Source organism: Rossellomorea sp. YZS02 (genome assembly GCF_033963925.1).
In the GTDB taxonomy this organism is placed as follows: Bacteria; Bacillota; Bacilli; order Bacillales; family Bacillaceae_B; genus Rossellomorea.
The window spans coordinates 34,598-53,498 of the sequence record NZ_JAXBLY010000009.1; the positions used below are offsets into that span (position 1 = coordinate 34,598).

Sequence of the window (18,901 nt, forward strand, 5' to 3'; positions counted from 1 at the left end):
CTTAAACATTTAAATCTGTTATGAACAGGTTATAAAAAAGGTGGTTTTTTATTTGCAAACGGTGATTGCCTTTATTGTTATTTTTGGGGCTTTAGTATTTTTTCATGAGCTGGGCCATCTGATTTTCGCTAAACGCGCAGGGATTCTCTGCCGGGAATTTGCCATTGGATTCGGGCCTAAAGTCTTCTCTTACAAAAAAAATGAAACAACCTACACCATTCGCTTATTGCCTCTAGGGGGCTTTGTCAGGATGGCGGGGGAAGATCCGGAAATGGTGGAGCTTAAAGCAGGTCATCGTGTTGGCCTTGTATTGGACCAGGATGAAAAGATTGTTAAAATCGTATTGAATAACAAAGATCGCTATCCGAATATCCGTGTCATTGAAGTGGAAGAAGCGGATTTAGAGCACAGGCTTCACATCCGTGGATATGAAGAAGATGAGGAAGAGCTGAAAACATTCTCTATTTCAAGAGAGGCTGTTTTCATTGAAGATGGTGTGGAAACGCAAATAGCCCCATGGGACCGGCAGTTCGCATCCAAGACTCTTCCTCAGCGGGCGTTGGCCATCTTTGCAGGACCATTATTCAATTTTATTTTGGCTTTCTTTATCTTCATTCTTGTCGGCCTATTACAAGGGGTACCGACAAATGACCCTGTACTGGGAGAATTGACTGAAGACGGTGCTGCGAAAGAGTCAGGGCTTCAAAAGGATGACGTGGTCCTTAGCATTGACGGGAAAGAAATCTCCACATGGGATGATATCGTAACCATCATTCAGAAGCATCCAGGAGATGAACTCAGGTTCAATGTTGACCGCGGGGGTTCCAACACCGAGATTCCTGTAACACCAAAACCTCAGGAAATTGAGGGGGAAGAGATTGGGATCATTGGAGTTCATAGCCCGGTCGAAAAGTCTCCACTGAAAGTGGTCACCAACAGTGCCCAGCAAACATATGAATGGACGAAAATGATTTTTGTCCTTCTGGGGAAACTGGTTTCGGGTGAATTTTCTATCGACGCCTTATCGGGACCTGTCGGAATCTATCAGTCAACAGATGTAGTTGCGAAATCCGGAATATACTATCTAATGAGATGGGCAGCCATCCTAAGTATCAACCTTGGGATCATGAATCTATTACCGATCCCGGCCCTTGATGGAGGAAGACTCCTATTCTTTGCGGTTGAGGCTGTTAGAGGGAAACCGGTTGATCGGCAAATGGAAGGGATGGTCCACTTTGTCGGATTTGCCCTTCTCATGGTACTAATGCTAGTCGTTACATGGAACGACATTCAGAGATTTTTCTTGTAGAATTCAATCTATGAATCATAAACAGGCAGTTTCTCCCTTTGTAATCAAAAAATGAGGGTGTCACTGCCTGTTCATTTAAGTTAAAATAGTGAAAAGGAAATTCTTACACTACATAAATAATATATATGGTAACTGAGGTGCTAGTAGATGAAGCAAAAAAATACATTCATCCCGACGCTGAAAGAAACACCTGCTGATGCAGAAATTAAGAGTCATCAGCTTCTCTTGCGTGCAGGATTCATAAGACAAAATGCCAGTGGTATCTATAGCTTTTTACCGCTGGGAAATAAAGTGTTAAAAAAAGTAGAAGAAATTATCCGTGAGGAATTGGACGCGGCAGGTGCGGTTGAATTGCTTATGCCTGCACTCCAACCATCTGAGCTATGGAAGGAATCGGGGCGCTGGGGAACGTACGGACCGGAATTGATGCGAATGAATGATCGTCATGACAGGGAATTTGCCCTTGGAGCCACTCATGAAGAAGTCATTACAAGCTTAGTGAGGGATGAAATCAAATCGTACAAGCGCCTGCCACTAACCATGTATCAAATCCAAACGAAATTCCGTGATGAAAAACGTCCCCGTTTCGGACTTTTAAGGGGAAGAGAATTCATCATGAAGGATGCGTATTCTTTCCATTCGTCTTTTGAGAGCCTGGACGAAACATATGATGGATTATTTCAGGCATATTCCAATATATTCAGTAGATGCGGCTTGAATTTCAGGGCGGTCATCGCTGATTCCGGTGCCATGGGCGGTAAGGATACCCATGAATTCATGGTGTTATCAGAGGTTGGAGAAGATACGATCGCCTATTCTGATTCATCTGATTATGCCGCGAATATCGAAATGGCTGAAGTGGTTGATTCATACAACGAATTAAATGAAGAAATGTTGACATTGGAAAAGGTGTCAACGCCAGAAAGCAAGTCTATAGAAGAAGTATCGACTTTCCTATCCGTAGAGAAGGATCGATGCATTAAATCTCTTCTATTTAAAGTCGACGATGAACATGTATTGGTGTTATCCCGTGGAGATCACGAAATCAATGATATAAAAGTGAAGAATCTTTTCAATGCCGATGTGGTTGAATTAGCGTCAGCCGAAGAAACGAAAAAGGTTATCGGATGTGAGATTGGATCAATCGGCCCCTGCTCACTTCCTGTAAAGATTGTAGCGGACCAGGCAGTCAAATACATTCGCAATGGTGTTGCAGGGGCAAATGAAGAAGGATACCATTTTAAGAATGTAAACCCTGTACGTGACTTCGAGGTATCCGAGTATGCAGACCTTCGTTTTATTCAGGAAGGGGATCCTTCACCTGACGGCAATGGGACGATTGTATTTGCAAAAGGGATTGAAGTTGGACATGTTTTCAAATTAGGTACGCGATATTCAGAAGCTTTAGGAAGCTCATTCCTGGATGAAAACGGACGATCTCAATCCATTATCATGGGGTGCTATGGAATCGGGGTTTCCCGTACCTTAGCCGCGGTGGCAGAACAATTCAATGATGATAGAGGTCTTGTATGGCCGGCGAATCTCGCGCCATTCGACCTTCATTTAATTCCAATCAACATGAAGGATGAAGCCCAAGAATCACTTTCAAACGAATTATATGCCTCATTCAAAGAAAACAGGTATGATGTATTAATGGATGATCGAGCTGAACGTCCAGGCGTTAAATTTGCCGATTCAGACCTGATTGGTCTCCCTATCCGTATAACGGTCGGAAAGAAAGCGGGAGAAGGAATCGTCGAAATAAAGGTAAGAAAAACCGGCGAGATGTTGGAGGTTCATAAAGATGAACTCCTGACCAAGCTGCAAGAACTATTCAAGACACTTTCGTAAACCTAAGAGGGCTCGACTTTAAAGGAGGCAATCCTTTTGCTGTCAGCCCTTTTTATTCTGTAAACAAGTATGATACACGAATAGAAATGGGGGAAAAGAACATGGATGAGAAGCCCCTGGGCAAAAGAGAAAGGTTTCAATTGCTGCTGCAGCAGTTAGGCCTAACAGAAGATGCCTTTGTTCAGTATTTCAGACACGCTGAAATTGAAAAGTTGGCAGTTTATCGTAAGGAAAAGAAATGGCATTTTCACTTCACATTTGAAGAAATCATCCCTTGTAACGTATGGAGCAAATTTTCCATCGCGCTGCAAACATCCTTTAAACATATCGCGAATGTAGGCTATACGATCAGGGTGTTGAATCCGAATGTGACGGATCAGCATATCTTGGATTACTGGCAGGACTGTGTGAAAGAAATCCAAGGAATATCTCCGCCCTTATTAAAATTATTAAATACGCAAAAGCCTAAAATAAATGGAAACAAAATAATTGTTCAGGCTTCTAATGATACAGAAGCTACGCAGTTGAAAAGGAAATATGGTGATATGATTACCTCGACATTTGAAAACTTCGGTTTCCCTAAATTGGTGCTCGATGCAGAGGTAGGTCAGGTAGAAGAACAAAACAACGAATATGAGAAATTTTTAGAAGAGAAGCTTAAAGAGGACCAGGAAAGAGCGAAACAGGCTCTTATTGAAATGGAAAAAGCCGAAAAAGAAGGTGCAAGTGATGCACCGAGCGGTCCGTTCATACTTGGTCTCACGATCAAGGACGATGCTGACTTCCGAAAAATTGAAGAGATTTATGATGAAGAACGGCGTATCGCCATCGAAGGATATGTGTTCGATTGTGAAACAAGGGAACTCAGAAGCGGACGTACTTTACTGACTTTTAAGGTGACGGACTATTCAAGTTCCATTCTCGTTAAGATGTTCTCCAGGGATAAAGAGGACGCTGCCGTCATGAACATGATGAAAAAGGGGATGTGGGTCCGCTGTCGTGGCAGCATTCAAAATGATACATTTGTACGCGACCTTGTCATGATCGCCAATGATGTCAATGAAATTAAGCCTGTTCTTAGACTGGATACGGCTCCGGCCGATGAAAAAAGAGTAGAGCTTCACATGCATACACCCATGAGTCAGATGGATGCCGTTTCTTCAGTGGCTAGCCTGGTTGCCCAAGCAAAAAAATGGGGGCATAAAGCTGTTGCGATAACGGATCATGCTGTAGCGCAATCTTTCCCGGAAGCTTACAACGCAAGTAAGAAAAACGATATTAAACTCCTCTATGGTGTGGAAGCTAACCTTGTGGATGATGGGGTGCCGATTGCTTATAATGACCGTGACCTTCCTCTTGAAGATAGCACATTTATCGTGTTCGATGTGGAAACGACCGGACTTTCGGCGGTTTACGACACCATCATTGAGCTTGCAGCCGTGAAGATCAAAGATGGAGAGGTCATTGATAAATTCGAATCATTTGCCAATCCACATCATCCGTTATCCGCTACGACGATAGAGCTGACGGGAATTACAGATGACATGGTACAAACAGCTCCAGAAATCAATGATGTTCTTCATAGATATCATAAATGGGTAGGCGACGATATACTGGTCGCCCATAATGCATCCTTTGATATGGGGTTCCTGAATGCAGGATATCAAAAAGCCGGCATACAGAAAGCTGCCAATCCAGTCATTGATACCCTCGAGCTTGCAAGGCTTCTGTACCCGCAATTCAAGAACCACCGCTTAAATACATTGGCGAAGAAATTCGATATTGAATTGACACAGCATCACAGGGCCATTTATGATGCCGAAACAACGGGATATCTTTTACTGAAAATGTTGAAAGATGCTGTGGAAAAAGGAATCACGAATCATAAACAGTTTAATGATTATATGGGGAAAGGGGACTCATACAAACGGTCAAGGCCGTATCACTGTACATTGATTGCTCAGACGGAAGAAGGATTGAAAAATCTATATAAGCTTGTATCCATTTCTCATATGAATTATTTCTTCCGTGTCCCCCGGATTCCACGTTCTCAATTACAGAAGTATCGTGCGGGAATTCTCGTTGGCTCTGGTTGTGACAAAGGTGAAGTGTTCGAAGGGATGATGCAGAAGGGGAAAGAAGAAGTCGAAGAAAAGGCTCAATTCTATGATTATCTGGAAGTTCATCCGAAAGAAGTGTACCAGCATTTAATTGAATTAGACATCGTTCAAAGTCAGAAGAACCTGGAAGATATCATCCAGAACATCGTTGAGCTTGGCCGGAAATTGGACAAGCCTGTGGTGGCGACCGGAAACGTTCATTACCTGCATGAAACAGATAAGATTTATCGTAAGATCCTGGTCGGGTCACAGGGTGGGGCGAATCCCTTGAACCGCCATGAGCTCCCTGATGTTCACTTCAGGACAACGAATGAAATGCTCGATGCATTCTCCTTCTTGGGGAAAGAAACGGCAAAAGAGATTGTCGTTGATAATTCCAATAAGATTGCCGATATGATAGACGTCATCAAGCCGATCAGAGATGATCTTTATACACCGAAAATCGAAGGTGCAGACGAAGAAATGCGTCGTATGAGTTATGCTATGGCGAAAAGCATCTATGGAGAAGAGCTTCCTGAAATCGTGGAAGCCAGGATTGAAAAAGAATTGAAGAGTATCATCGGACATGGTTTCGCGGTCATCTATCTGATCTCCCATAAGCTGGTTAAGAAATCACTGGATGACGGATACTTGGTCGGTTCACGTGGATCGGTAGGCTCGTCTTTTGTAGCGACCATGACTGAAATCACGGAAGTAAATCCTTTACCGCCTCATTATGTATGCCCGTCCTGCAAGAAATCCGAGTTCTTTGACGATGGATCAGTGGGGTCAGGATTCGACCTGCCTAATAAGGACTGCCCCGATTGTGGAGTTCCTTATAAAAAAGACGGTCACGATATTCCGTTTGAAACCTTCCTTGGATTTAAAGGGGACAAGGTTCCGGATATCGATTTGAACTTCTCGGGGGAGTATCAGCCAAATGCCCACAACTATACAAAGGTTCTATTCGGTGAGGACAACGTATACCGTGCTGGTACAATCGGAACTGTTGCCGAAAAGACCGCTTATGGGTATGTTAAGGGATACGCGAATGATCATCAGCTCCAAATCCGTGGGGCAGAAATTGATCGTTTGGTCAGTGGATGCACCGGTGTGAAAAGAACAACCGGACAGCATCCGGGAGGAATCATCGTAGTGCCGGATTACATGGATATCTATGATTTCTCACCTATCCAGTTTCCTGCGGACGATTCGAGCTCGGAATGGAAAACGACGCATTTTGACTTCCATTCAATTCATGACAACCTTTTGAAGCTGGACATTCTTGGACACGATGATCCGACTGTCATACGGATGCTGCAGGATCTGTCGGGAATCGATCCTAAAACGATTCCGACAGATGATCCTGAAGTGATGAAAATCTTCAGCGGTACCGAATCACTTGGAGTGACGGAAGAGCAAATCATGTGTAAGACCGGTACTCTAGGTATCCCGGAATTCGGGACGAGGTTCGTCCGTCAGATGCTTGAAGATACTAAGCCGACAACTTTTTCCGAGCTTGTCCAAATTTCTGGCCTTTCCCACGGTACCGATGTGTGGCTTGGAAATGCACAAGAGCTCATTCATAACAACATATGCAACCTGAGCGAAGTGATCGGGTGTCGTGATGATATTATGGTATATCTGATCTATCAAGGGCTCGAGCCTTCACTTGCCTTTAAAATCATGGAGTTTGTACGTAAAGGGAAGGGTCTGCAGGATGAATGGGTGGAAGAGATGAAGAAGAACGGGGTACCTGACTGGTACATTGACTCATGCCTGAAAATCAAGTACATGTTCCCGAAAGCCCATGCTGCAGCTTACGTATTAATGGCCGTTCGTATCGCTTATTTCAAAGTCCATCACGCTCTCCTTTACTATGCGGCTTATTTTACCGTCCGTGCAGAGGATTTCGACATCGAAGCGATGGTAAGAGGTTCTCAGGCTGTAAGAGCCAAGATAGAGGAAATCAATAGTAAAGGCCTGGATGCTTCTCCGAAAGAAAAGAATACTTTGACGGTCCTTGAGCTGGCACTTGAGATGTGTGAAAGAGGGTATAAGTTTCAGAAAGTAGATCTTTATCGTTCAAAAGCCGCCGAGTTTGTGATCGATGGAGATACACTGATCCCTCCGTTTAATTCTATACCGGGACTTGGGACCAATGCTGCCATCAATATCGTGAATGCAAGGAAAGATGGGGAATTCCTATCAAAAGAGGACCTTCAACAAAGAGGCCGCGTATCCAAGACCATTATAGAATATCTTGACAACCACGGATGCCTGGAAGCTTTACCTGAAAAGAATCAGTTATCCCTCTTTTAAGTTGATACCATGGGAATTGTTTGCATAAAAATGTTGATTATGGTATATTTTTATTGGAAATACTAAAGATAGCTCTAAAGGTAGAAGAGTGGGGTCGCACCCCACTCTTTCGTTATTACATGGAGATTTTTTGAACTATCATTTCTAGTCTTGGTGCAAGATTTTCCTATAGACCAGGAGGTAAGTATGAGCAAAATAACAACACTTGTAGAAGAAATTGTTACACCAATCTTAGATGACATGTCTTTAGAACTCATCGACATGGAATATGTAAAAGAAGGATCCAACTGGTTTCTTCGTGTATTCATCGATAAAGATTCAGGTGTTGACATTGAAGAATGTGGAATAGTAAGTGAAAGACTTAGTGAAAAGTTAGATGAAATTGACCCAATTCCTCATAATTACTTTTTAGAAGTTTCTTCACCGGGGGCTGAACGTCCTTTAAAGAAAGACAAGGACTTCGAGAAAGCCATTGGCAAAAACGTTTATGTAAAAACGTATGAGCCTTTGAACGGCGAAAAAGCCTTCGAAGGGACACTTCTTTCCTATACTTCAGACCAATTATCACTAGAAGTAACCATTAAGACTCGAAAAAAGAAGGTTGAAATTCCAACAGATAAGATAGCCATTGCACGATTGGCTGTTACATTTTCATAGGAACGAACCGCATTATAAAGGGGGATGAAACCACCATGAGCACGCAGTTATTAGATGCTCTAACTGTTTTAGAGAAAGAGAAAGGCATTGCAAGGGATGTCATCATTGAAGCGATTGAAGCAGCCCTTGTTTCAGCTTACAAACGAAATTTTAACCAAGCACAGAATGTCCGTGTAGACCTTAACCTTGATACGGGGACGATGAGAGTCTTCGCCCGGAAGGAAGTCGTAGATGAGGTATTTGATTCACGTCTGGAGATTTCAGTGGAAGATGCAGGAGAAATCAATCCAAGTTACGAAGTAGGAGACGTTGTGGAACTTGAAGTGACTCCTAAGGACTTTGGGCGTATTGCAGCTCAAACGGCTAAACAGGTTGTGACTCAACGTGTGAGAGAAGCAGAAAGAGGAATTATCTATTCTGAATTTGTTGACCGTGAAGAAGACATTATGACAGGTATCGTTCAACGCCAGGATAATCGTTTCATCTATGTGGCATTAGGAAAGATCGAAGCACTTTTACCTGTAAGTGAGCAAATGCCAAATGAAACATATAAACCTCATGACAGGATTAAAGTGTTCATTACGAAAGTAGAGAAGACGACAAAAGGTCCTCAGATTTTTGTTTCAAGGACACATCCTGGATTATTGAAACGACTATTCGAAATTGAAGTTCCAGAAATCTTTGATGGAACAGTGGAAATTAAATCAGTGGCACGTGAAGCCGGCGACCGCTCTAAAATTTCTGTTCATGCGGAAAACCCTGAAGTGGATCCGGTAGGTGCATGTGTAGGAACCAAAGGTGCCCGTGTTCAAGCCATTGTAAACGAATTAAAAGGTGAGAAGATCGATATCGTTCAGTGGTCGGAAGACCCAGTGACTTTCGTCGCCAATGCCTTAAGTCCATCCAAAGTATTGGATGTACAGGTGAATGAAGAAGATAAAGCAACCAGGGTCGTCGTTCCCGACTATCAACTGTCCCTTGCGATCGGTAAACGCGGTCAAAATGCTCGTCTTGCAGCTAAGTTGACAAACTGGAAGATTGATATCAAGAGTGAGACAGATGCAAGGGAATTAGGGTTGTATCCTCGCGAAGAGGCCTTTTTACCTCAGGATGAAGAGGAAGAGTACGACAACGAGCCTTTAAATATTGATTTTGAAAATCAAGATTAAGAGGTGAGTAAGATGGGTGTTAACAAGAAGATTCCTTTGCGCAAATGTGTGGCAACGGGTGAGATGAAACCAAAAAAAGAAATGATTCGTATTGTTAGATCCAAAGAAGGCGAGGTTTCCATCGATCCGACGGGAAAGAAATCCGGACGTGGTGCTTATCTTTCGAAGGATAAAGACGTCATTTTACAAGCTAAAAAGAAAAATACTTTAGCCAATCAATTACAAGCGAAAATAGATGAATCTCTTTACGATGAATTGATTAGCCTTGTGGAGAAGGAGTAACGTTTAGCGTATGAATCAGAATCGTTGGATGTCACTTTTAGGATTGGCAAATCGGGCACGTAAGATTATTTCAGGTGAAGAGCTTGTTATTAAAGAAGTTCGTAGTGGACGAGCGAAACTTGTCATTCTTTCCAAAGATGCTTCTGCTAATACAAACAAGAAAATCACGGACAAATGTAAATCGTATCATGTCCCGGTATGCTTAGTGGAAAACAGGCATGATCTAGGTCAAGCCATAGGAAAAGAGGCAAGGGTAGTCGTAGCCATCATGGATGCAGGCTTTGCCAAAAAATTATCCGAACTGCTCGATGAATCTCAGTGGGGGTGAACATATGAGCAAGACGCGTGTTTATGAATATGCAAAAAAATATAATGTTTCAAGCAAAGATGTAATCGAAAAATTAAAGCAACTTAATATTGAGGTATCAAACCATATGGCAACTATAGAAGATGACGCAGTAACGAAATTAGACGCAATGTATAAAGGTGATTCCAAAGGGCAATCTGCCCAAAAAGATTCAAAAACAAGTGCAAAGTCAGAAGATGCTCCTAATAAGGAGAAAGTAAAGACAGCGCCTAAAAGCCGTGAAGGAAAAAAACACGAGCAACAGCACCAATCAAAGGAGAAGAAGGTCTTCAATAATAACAATAACAACAAAAACAAAAATAACAGACAAAATAAGCAAAACAAAAATTTCAAACAGGCTCCTCAGCAACAACAGCCTGCCAAGAAAAAAGAACTTCCTTCAAAGATAACGTTCTCCGAGTCATTAACGGTTTCAGAACTTGCTAAAAAGCTTCATAAGGAGCCTTCTGAAATCATAAAAAAATTATTCATGCTTGGTGTCATGGCAACCATCAACCAGGAGCTGGATAAGGACTCAATCGAATTGATTGCAGGGGAATACGGAGTCGAAGTAGAAGAAGAAATTAAAGTGGATGCTACAGATCTGGAAGTTTATTTCACTGAAGATACTGAAGATCAGGTAGAAGAACGTCCTTCTGTTGTAACCATCATGGGTCACGTCGACCATGGTAAAACCACTCTGCTTGATTCAATCCGTAATACGAAAGTAACTGCGGGGGAAGCTGGCGGGATCACTCAGCATATTGGTGCTTATCAAGTGGAAGTGGACGGCAAGAAAATCACGTTCCTTGATACTCCGGGACATGCTGCCTTCACGACTATGCGTGCACGTGGTGCCAAAGTAACGGACATTGCGATTATCGTTGTAGCGGCTGACGACGGTGTCATGCCTCAGACGGTTGAAGCAATCAACCATGCGAAAGCGGCAGAAGTACCGATCATCATTGCTGTTAATAAAATGGATAAAGAAGCTGCCAATCCAGATCGTGTGATGCAGGAATTAACCGAATATGAATTGGTGCCTGAAGCATGGGGTGGAGACACTATCTTCGTACCATTATCTGCATTATCAGGTGAAGGGATCGACAATCTTCTAGAAATGATCGTTCTTGTAAGTGAAGTGGAAGAGCTTAAAGCAAATCCAAATCGTCTTGCACAAGGAACTGTCATTGAAGCTCAATTGGATAAAGGCCGCGGGTCTGTAGCTACTCTACTCGTTCAGAATGGAACGTTGAAAGTAGGGGATCCAATCGTAGTAGGAACTACATTCGGACGAGTCCGTGCAATGGTCAATGACCTTGGCCGCCGTGTGAAAGAAGCCGGACCTTCTGCTCCAGTTGAAATCACTGGTTTGAATGATGTTCCACAAGCGGGAGATCGTTTCGTCGTATTCGAAGATGAAAAGACTGCCCGTTCTGTTGGAGAAGCACGTGCATCCCAGGCGCTTCAAGCCCAGCGTGGAGAAAAGTCCAAGGTAAGCCTTGAAAACCTGTTCGAACAAATGAAACAGGGGGAAATGAAAGACTTGAACCTTGTGCTTAAAGCGGATGTTCAAGGATCGGTTGAAGCATTGGCAGCCTCGTTAATGAAGATTGAAGTTGAAGGTGTAAATATCCGGATCATCCACACAGGTGTGGGGGCTATCAATGAATCTGATATTACACTGGCTTCAGCTTCTAATGCCATTGTGATCGGTTTTAACGTTCGACCTGATGTAAATGCAAAACGTACGGCAGAAGCAGAAGGCGTAGAGATTCGACTACATCGCATAATCTATAAGGTAATGGAAGAGATCGAAGCCGCTATGCAAGGGATGCTTGACCCTGAATTCGAGGAGAAGATCATTGGTCAGGCAGAGGTCCGTCAAACATTTAAAGTGTCTAAAGTCGGTACGATTGCGGGAAGCTATGTAACAGAAGGTAAGATTTCACGAGATAGCGGAGTTCGACTCATCCGTGACGGAATCGTTATCTTCGAAGGTGAACTGGATGCCCTTAAGCGCTTTAAGGATGATGCAAAAGACGTAGCTAAAGGTTACGAATGCGGTATTACAATTAAGAACTTTAATGATGTGAAGGAAGGCGACGTCATCGAAGCCTTTATCATGGAAGAAATCACACGTAAATGATCACATATGTTGAATGTGAGTGCATGATTTATGACTCTCACTCATTGAAAGAAAAGAGGGCTGTCCTGCAAAGGATCATGACACGCCTTAAACAAAAATTCAATGTATCGGTTGCTGAAATCGGGCATCAGGATGTTTGGCAGCGTACCAGGATTGCCATCGTTGCCGTCGCTTCTTCCAAAGGAGCGAGCGAACGGGAGATCGAACACGCATTGAAATTCATGGATTCTTTTCCTGAGTGGGAACGACTGGATACCCAAATCGAGTCGCTATAATAAACGGGCTTATATCAACATATAACCATTAACGAAATATAAGAGGTGATATTGATGAGCCATCGTGCGAATCGTGTTAGCGAGCAAATGAAGAAAGAGCTCAGCGATATTATCGGACGCAAAATAAAGGATCCACGCATTGGCTTTGTAACGGTTACTGATGTACAAGTATCCGGGGATTTACAACAGGCAAAAGTGTATATTACCGTTCTAGGTGGGGAAGACCAGAGAGAAAATACTCTTAAGGGCCTCGCGAAGGCAAAAGGATTTATCCGCTCTGAAGTAGGGCAGAGGATCCGCCTTCGTAAAACACCTGAAATTATTTTTGAGTTTGATGAATCGATTGATTATGGTAATCATATTGAATCTTTATTAAGAAAAGTTCAAGATGAACCAGAAGAATCTAAAGATACAGAAGAGTAACATGAAAGGGCTGATCCGGACGGAAGTACAATTCCAAAGGGTCGGTCCTTTATGTTTTCCTTTTTGAAATATTCTACAATGCACACTGGAGGTATAAAGATGAATGGAATCCTGCCCCTATGGAAGCCACGGGGAATGACATCCCATGATTGTGTCTTTAAGCTGAGAAAGCTTCTCAGAACGAAGAAAGTTGGCCATACCGGTACTTTGGACCCTGAAGTCTCAGGGGTTCTGCCCATTTGCATCGGAAGGGCAACCAAGATAGCAGAGTATATTACGGCATCGGGAAAGACCTATGAAGGGGAAGTCACCCTGGGCTCCTCCACCACAACAGAAGACGCGTGGGGAGAGAAAGTTCAAGAAAAGAAGGTAGACCGAATGATAACGAGAAAGGAGGTTGAAGAAATCCTTCAAGATCTGACAGGAGACATCACTCAGACACCCCCAATGTTTTCGGCGGTCAAAGTGAATGGAAAGCGGTTATATGAATATGCAAGGCAGGGGATAGAAGTTGACAGGCCTTCAAGAACGGTTCATATCCATAGTCTTCAATTACTGGAGGATTGGAATGAGTTAGACAGGAATAATCCTGCTTTTTCTTTTGAAGTAGTATGTGGGAAAGGGACTTATGTAAGAACACTTGCCGTTGAAATCGGGAAAAGACTTGGGTATCCTGCTCATATGTCCGCCCTCACCCGGACGCAATCTGCCAGTTTTAGAAAAGAAGATTGTTTCACTTTCGAAGAGATACAAGAGTTCGTTCTGACTGAACGTTCACAAGACCTTCTTCTTCCACTGGAAATGGGGCTTTCTCATTTGCCGAAAAAGGCAATTAGTGATACATTAGCAGAGAAAGTGAAGAACGGAGCACGCTTAGAAGAGCCTGAGGATTGGCCAGAAGGCCCAGAGGTAGTGATGGAGTATCAAGGTAAGGTCATTGCCATCTATCAGCGGCATCCGGACAAGCCTGGGATTATCAAGCCTGTCAAAGTGCTTTTCAACGACTAGTGAAAAAGGTGAAATACTGTGAAAGTAATAACTGTACATCATCCACATTCAATTAGTAAGAATGATTTCCCCCCCCTGGTACTCGCACTAGGATATTTCGATGGGGTTCATAAAGGCCATCAGAGGGTGATCAGGGCAGCCGTAGATACAGCGAAGGATATGAACGTCTGTAGCGCTGTGATGACATTTGACCCGCATCCTTCCGTCGTATTGGGGCATAAACACAAGCATATACACTACATAACACCTCTTGAAGATAAGAAAGAAATCATTAAAGGACTCGGCGTGGATTATTTATTTATTGTCCGCTTTACATCAGAATTTGCAAGCTTGATTCCACAGGACTTTGTTGATCAATATATTATCGGACTAAATGTAAGGCATGTAGTGGCAGGGTATGATTATTCATATGGAAGACTAGGGAAAGGAACGATGGAAACTCTTCCATTTCACTCACGGGATAAATTTACATCCACGACTATTTCAAAACTTACAGATAATGAACTGGATATGAAAGTGAGCTCTACCTTAATTAGGGAAAACCTAAAAGAAGGAGACGTTTACAGGGTACAGAGGCTCCTTGGCAGACCATTTAAAATGAAGGGGACTGTCATACACGGAGATAAGAGAGGCAGGAAAATAGGTTTTCCCACAGCCAATATCGAGCTTTCTGATAACTATCTGACCCCAAAGGTGGGGGTCTATGCAGTCAGGATGAAAATTCATGATACATGGTTCAACGGTGTGTGCAACATTGGCTATAAACCAACGTTCAAGAATCCCGATGACTACTCCCTCTCTATTGAAGTTCATCTTTTCGATTTTCATACTTCCATTTATGGAGAAGAAGTGTTCATAGAATGGTATGATAGGATCAGGGATGAACAGAAGTTTTCCGGAATTGACGAATTAATCTCTCAAATCCAGAAAGATAAGGACCAGGCTATAGACTACTTTACGAAAATTTAACGATTACACTTGATTTTTATATAAAAGAGTAGTATTCTAAATAGCGTATGAAATGAACCTTTGCTTGGCATCACGATTCACCAACGGTTGCTCAGTAACAGGGGATTTGAAAGAAATTATTAGGAGGTGAAAAGGATGGCTATCACTAAAGAGCGTAAAAACGAACTTATCAGTGAATACAAAGTACATGAGAACGATACTGGATCTCCAGAAGTTCAAATTGCTGTCCTAACTGAAGAAATTAACAACCTGAACGATCACTTACGCGTTCACAAGAAAGATCACCACTCTCGTCGCGGTCTTCTTAAAATGGTAGGTCACCGTCGTAATCTATTATCTTACTTACGTAAGAAAGATGTACAACGCTACCGTGAGTTAATTAACAAATTAGGTTTACGTCGATAAACAGACAAAGGAAGCGGGATTATGTCCCGCTTTTTCTTTAGCTTTCATAAGTGGAAATCTTTGTATGATCCTCCACTTCTTTTTATACATTTTCTTTATTTAAAGTATTCAATTTGATTGTTTTTGTCTAAAATACATAATATGTACATAGAGTACTCGATTGACCAATGGACGGCTCAATCAACCACTATGATACAGCATCCTGTATTTACATAGTCAGTAAGATTTATTCAAGCGAATATAACAGCGCAAATGTGCATGATATAGATTATTTTTAAGTTTATCCGGGTTGGGTACAGGCCGAACCCTTTAGTGATATATAAAGAGAGGGGTACACTTTATGGAACAAACTAAACAAACCTTTTCCATTGATTGGGCTGGAAGAGAATTAACGGTCGAAGTTGGCCAATTTGCCAAACAAGCGAATGGAGCGGTAATGGTACGCTATGGTGATACGGCAGTATTAAGCAGTGCTACAGCTTCGAAAGAGCCAAAACCTTTGGATTTCTTCCCATTAACGGTTAACTATGAAGAAAGATTATATGCAGTGGGTAAAATCCCTGGAGGATTCATTAAACGTGAAGGTCGCCCAAGTGAAAAAGCAATCCTTGCCAGCCGCTTGATTGACCGTCCTATCCGACCATTGTTCGCAGATGGATTCCGTAATGAAGTTCAAGTCATCAGCATTGTGATGAGTGTAGACCAAAACTGTTCTTCTGAAATGGCAGCAATGTTTGGTTCATCATTAGCCCTTTCTGTATCTGATATCCCATTCGAAGGTCCGATTGCCGGAGTTATCGTGGGTCTAGTTGATGGTAAATTCATTATCAATCCTTCAGTTGAGGAATTAGAGAAGAGTGAAATTCATTTATCTGTTGCCGGTACAAAAGATGCCATCAACATGGTAGAAGCGGGTGCAGATGAGGTTCCGGAAGAAACAATGCTTGAAGCAATCATGTTTGGTCATGAAGAAATTAAGCGTTTAGTTGCCTTCCAGGAGGAAATCGTTGCTAAAGTCGGTAAAGAGAAATTGGATATCCAACTTGCTGAACTTGATCAGGATGTTGAAGCAGAAGTTCGTGCATTATGTGAAAGCGAACTGATCCCTGCCATCCAGGTCCAGGAGAAGCATGCCCGTGAAGAAGCGATAAAAGCTGTAAAAGATAAGGTAATGGCTGTATATGAAGAAGAAAAGGAGGCTGACGAAGCTGCCCTGAAGCAAGTGAAAAAAGTATTGGACAAACTTGTGAAAAATGAAGTTCGCCGTTTGATAACGGAAGATAAAGTCCGTCCTGATGGTCGTAAAGTAGACGAAATCCGTCCACTCTCTTCAGAAGTCGGTTTATTGCCAAGAACACACGGTTCAGGATTATTTACTCGTGGACAAACTCAAGCACTAAGTATTTGTACGCTGGGTGCTTTAGGTGATGTACAGGTTCTTGATGGGTTAGGAATCGAAGAATCAAAACGATTCATGCACCATTACAATTTCCCTCAATTCAGTGTAGGGGAAACAGGACCGATCAGAGGACCTGGCCGTCGTGAAATCGGACATGGAGCACTGGGAGAAAAAGCCCTGGATCCAATCATTCCAAATGAAAAAGACTTCCCTTATACAATCCGTCTTGTTTCTGAAGTGCTTGAATCTAACGGTTCTACTTCTCAAGCGAGTATTTGTGCAAGTACGTTAGCGATGATGGACGCCGGTGTGCCTATTAAGGCGCCTGTAGCAGGAATTGCTATGGGTCTGATCAAATCCGGTGAAAACTATTCTATCTTAACGGATATTCAAGGAATGGAAGATCACCTCGGTGATATGGACTTTAAGGTAGCAGGTACATCTAAAGGAGTAACTGCTCTTCAAATGGATATCAAGATTGATGGACTGTCACGTGAAATCCTTGAAGAAGCCCTTCAACAAGCGAAAAAAGGAAGAATGCAGATTCTAGAGAGCATGCTTTCTACAATCGGAGAATCAAGAACAAGTCTTTCTCAATATGCACCTAAGATCCTGACGATGCATATCAATCCTGATAAGATCAGAGATGTTATTGGACCAAGTGGTAAACAAATCAATAAAATCATCGATGAGACTGGTGTTAAGATTGATATCGAACAGGACGGTACAATCTTCATTTCTTCAACTGACGAAGAGATGAACAAAGTGGCTAAGAAAACGATTGAAGATATCGTCAGAGAAGTGGAAGCTGGACAAATGTATCTTGGAAAAGTAAAACGAATTGAGAAATTCGGTGCATTTGTAGAAATCTTCAGTGGCAAAGACGGCCTGGTCCACATTTCTGAGATTGCAGAAGAACGTATTCGCAAGGTGGAAGATGTAGTGGCAATGGGTGATGAAATCCTTGTAAAAGTACTCGACATCGATAATCAAGGAAGAGTCAACTTATCCAGAAAAGCCGTTCTTAAAGAACAGCGAGAAAAAGAAGAACAAAACCAAGGTTAATCTTTAAAGAATGGCAGGCTGTCCTGTAAGGAGCAATTTCTCTCCTCCGGGACGGCTTTTTTTATCTGTTGAACGGCTTTAGCGCCGGATGTTCTACGCTATTCTTTTCCTACATATGTTTGTAGGAGAAGGAAGGTGGACAGGGATGGAAAAAAAATACTTGATTGGAATTAGTCTAATTGCTATTCTGACTTTAGTAGTTGTAGAGAATCCTATAACAGATCGATATGTGACGGGATTAAAACAAGAAGCGGTAGTTGTGAATGGGGATAGTGGGACTAATGACTTGACCCGCATAATAAAAGAGGAAGCGAAATCGAGAGAAATTCCAGCCCAGGATGCTGTAATCGATACGGTTTGGAAAGCTACACCAGGATATAATGGATTAAAAGTAGATGTAGAGGCATCCTTGAAAAATATGAAAAAAGAAAAATCGTTTGATGAAGATAAACTGATTTACAAGCAAATACCACCTGAAAAACATTTACCAGATTTACCCGCTTCACCAGTTTATCGCGGAAATCCTGATAAACCCATGGTGTCCTTTATCATCAATGTAGCTTGGGGCAATGAATACATTCCCGATATGCTTGCAACTTTGAAAAAACATCAGGTATATGCTACGTTCTTTCTAGAGGGGAGATGGGTCAAGAATAACCCGGACCTGGCGAAGATGATTGTGGATGCGGGTCATGAGGTGGGTAACCACTCCTACTCCCATCCGGATATGAAGACGTTAGAAACCGCCAAGGTACGAGAGGAATTAAAAAAGACGAACGAAATGATTGAAGTGACTACGGGGGAAAAAGTGAAATGGTTTGCTCCTCCAAGCGGCAGTTACCGGGATGAAGTTGTGAGCATTGCGGATGAAATGCAAATGAGGACTATCATGTGGAGTGTGGACACGATTGATTGGCAAAAGCCACAGCCGGATGTATTGATTGAACGCGTAATGCGAAAGATGCACAACGGCGCGATTGTGCTCATGCATCCGACAGCTTCAACTGCGAATTCCTTAAATTCGTTGATCCTTCAAATAAAAGACAAAGATTTGCGGCTCGGTACGATCTCAAGTTTAGTAAAAGAAGAGAGAATCGTAGATGATGCAGATAATTCGTCACAACAGGGAAATAGTAAGAAGAAGCAGTAATTTTGCATCATGAATAGGAGGAA

At 42.4% G+C, this 18,901-nt stretch carries 15 protein-coding genes; all 15 read left to right on the forward strand.

Going from position 1 to position 18,901, the window contains the following annotated elements; genetic code table 11:
- Nucleotides 1-52: 52 nt before the first annotated feature.
- The 15 genes from rseP (at nt 53) to SLH55_RS10665 (ending at nt 18,878) form a co-directional block, all read left to right on the forward strand.
- Nucleotides 53-1,309: an RIP metalloprotease RseP gene (rseP, locus tag SLH55_RS10595; protein WP_219168838.1), complete on the forward strand. Its 1,257-nt coding sequence runs from the start codon at nt 53-55 to the stop codon at nt 1,307-1,309.
- Nucleotides 1,310-1,456: 147 nt separating this feature from the next.
- Nucleotides 1,457-3,160 carry a proline--tRNA ligase gene (locus SLH55_RS10600; protein WP_219168837.1) on the forward strand — a complete coding sequence of 568 codons (1,704 nt, stop codon included), beginning with the start codon at nt 1,457-1,459 and terminating at the stop codon, nt 3,158-3,160.
- Between the two features lie 101 nt (nt 3,161-3,261).
- A complete protein-coding gene (locus tag SLH55_RS10605; protein WP_320323370.1) occupies nt 3,262-7,581 on the forward strand; it encodes a PolC-type DNA polymerase III in 4,320 nt (1,439 codons plus the stop codon).
- 186 nt (nt 7,582-7,767) lie between these two features.
- Nucleotides 7,768-8,238 (forward strand): ribosome maturation factor RimP, encoded by a 471-nt coding sequence (gene rimP / locus SLH55_RS10610; protein ID WP_098351744.1) that lies wholly within the window; start codon nt 7,768-7,770, stop codon nt 8,236-8,238.
- A gap of 35 nt (nt 8,239-8,273) precedes the next feature.
- Complete coding sequence (nusA, locus tag SLH55_RS10615) at nt 8,274-9,407, forward strand: transcription termination factor NusA (protein WP_061809955.1); 1,134 nt, start codon at nt 8,274-8,276, stop codon at nt 9,405-9,407.
- Nucleotides 9,408-9,419: 12 nt separating this feature from the next.
- Nucleotides 9,420-9,689 carry an RNase P modulator RnpM gene (gene rnpM, locus SLH55_RS10620; protein WP_098351742.1) on the forward strand — a complete coding sequence of 90 codons (270 nt, stop codon included), beginning with the start codon at nt 9,420-9,422 and terminating at the stop codon, nt 9,687-9,689.
- Between the two features lie 10 nt (nt 9,690-9,699).
- On the forward strand, nt 9,700-10,017 hold the full coding sequence (locus SLH55_RS10625) for a YlxQ family RNA-binding protein (RefSeq protein WP_219168835.1): 318 nt from the start codon (nt 9,700-9,702) through the stop codon (nt 10,015-10,017).
- 4 nt (nt 10,018-10,021) lie between these two features.
- Nucleotides 10,022-12,184 (forward strand): translation initiation factor IF-2, encoded by a 2,163-nt coding sequence (gene infB, locus SLH55_RS10630; RefSeq protein ID WP_219168834.1) that lies wholly within the window; start codon nt 10,022-10,024, stop codon nt 12,182-12,184.
- Nucleotides 12,181-12,459 carry a DUF503 domain-containing protein gene (locus SLH55_RS10635; protein ID WP_219168833.1) on the forward strand — a complete coding sequence of 93 codons (279 nt, stop codon included), beginning with the start codon at nt 12,181-12,183 and terminating at the stop codon, nt 12,457-12,459. Before infB ends, SLH55_RS10635 begins: the two co-directional genes overlap by 4 nt.
- 54 nt (nt 12,460-12,513) lie before the next feature.
- A complete protein-coding gene (gene rbfA, locus SLH55_RS10640; protein WP_060669663.1) occupies nt 12,514-12,882 on the forward strand; it encodes a 30S ribosome-binding factor RbfA in 369 nt (122 codons plus the stop codon).
- A gap of 99 nt (nt 12,883-12,981) precedes the next feature.
- Nucleotides 12,982-13,890 carry a tRNA pseudouridine(55) synthase TruB gene (truB, locus tag SLH55_RS10645; protein ID WP_219168832.1) on the forward strand — a complete coding sequence of 303 codons (909 nt, stop codon included), beginning with the start codon at nt 12,982-12,984 and terminating at the stop codon, nt 13,888-13,890.
- Between the two features lie 18 nt (nt 13,891-13,908).
- Nucleotides 13,909-14,859, forward strand: coding sequence for a bifunctional riboflavin kinase/FAD synthetase (ribF, locus tag SLH55_RS10650; protein ID WP_219168831.1), 951 nt, complete (start codon nt 13,909-13,911; stop codon nt 14,857-14,859).
- 135 nt (nt 14,860-14,994) lie between these two features.
- Nucleotides 14,995-15,264, forward strand: coding sequence for a 30S ribosomal protein S15 (gene rpsO / locus SLH55_RS10655; protein WP_034760125.1), 270 nt, complete (start codon nt 14,995-14,997; stop codon nt 15,262-15,264).
- 340 nt (nt 15,265-15,604) lie between these two features.
- Nucleotides 15,605-17,728, forward strand: coding sequence for a polyribonucleotide nucleotidyltransferase (pnp, locus tag SLH55_RS10660; protein ID WP_320323371.1), 2,124 nt, complete (start codon nt 15,605-15,607; stop codon nt 17,726-17,728).
- Nucleotides 17,729-17,873: 145 nt separating this feature from the next.
- On the forward strand, nt 17,874-18,878 hold the full coding sequence (locus SLH55_RS10665; protein WP_219168829.1) for a polysaccharide deacetylase family protein: 1,005 nt from the start codon (nt 17,874-17,876) through the stop codon (nt 18,876-18,878).
- The last annotated feature ends 23 nt before the right edge of the window (nt 18,879-18,901 follow it).

What these genes read in the sequence shown, in the direction of transcription:
- SLH55_RS10600 (WP_219168837.1), top strand. Translation starts at nt 1,457, where the DNA reads ATGAAGCAAAAAAATACATTCATCCCGACGCTGAAAGAAACACCTGCT.
- nusA (WP_061809955.1), top strand. Translation starts at nt 8,274, where the DNA reads ATGAGCACGCAGTTATTAGATGCTCTAACTGTTTTAGAGAAAGAGAAA.
- truB (WP_219168832.1), top strand. Translation starts at nt 12,982, where the DNA reads ATGAATGGAATCCTGCCCCTATGGAAGCCACGGGGAATGACATCCCAT.
- infB (WP_219168834.1), top strand. Translation starts at nt 10,022, where the DNA reads ATGAGCAAGACGCGTGTTTATGAATATGCAAAAAAATATAATGTTTCA.
- SLH55_RS10605 (WP_320323370.1), top strand. Translation starts at nt 3,262, where the DNA reads ATGGATGAGAAGCCCCTGGGCAAAAGAGAAAGGTTTCAATTGCTGCTG.
- rbfA (WP_060669663.1), top strand. Translation starts at nt 12,514, where the DNA reads ATGAGCCATCGTGCGAATCGTGTTAGCGAGCAAATGAAGAAAGAGCTC.
- rpsO (WP_034760125.1), top strand. Translation starts at nt 14,995, where the DNA reads ATGGCTATCACTAAAGAGCGTAAAAACGAACTTATCAGTGAATACAAA.
- SLH55_RS10635 (WP_219168833.1), top strand. Translation starts at nt 12,181, where the DNA reads ATGATCACATATGTTGAATGTGAGTGCATGATTTATGACTCTCACTCA.
- rnpM (WP_098351742.1), top strand. Translation starts at nt 9,420, where the DNA reads ATGGGTGTTAACAAGAAGATTCCTTTGCGCAAATGTGTGGCAACGGGT.
- pnp (WP_320323371.1), top strand. Translation starts at nt 15,605, where the DNA reads ATGGAACAAACTAAACAAACCTTTTCCATTGATTGGGCTGGAAGAGAA.
- SLH55_RS10625 (WP_219168835.1), top strand. Translation starts at nt 9,700, where the DNA reads ATGAATCAGAATCGTTGGATGTCACTTTTAGGATTGGCAAATCGGGCA.
- rimP (WP_098351744.1), top strand. Translation starts at nt 7,768, where the DNA reads ATGAGCAAAATAACAACACTTGTAGAAGAAATTGTTACACCAATCTTA.
- SLH55_RS10665 (WP_219168829.1), top strand. Translation starts at nt 17,874, where the DNA reads ATGGAAAAAAAATACTTGATTGGAATTAGTCTAATTGCTATTCTGACT.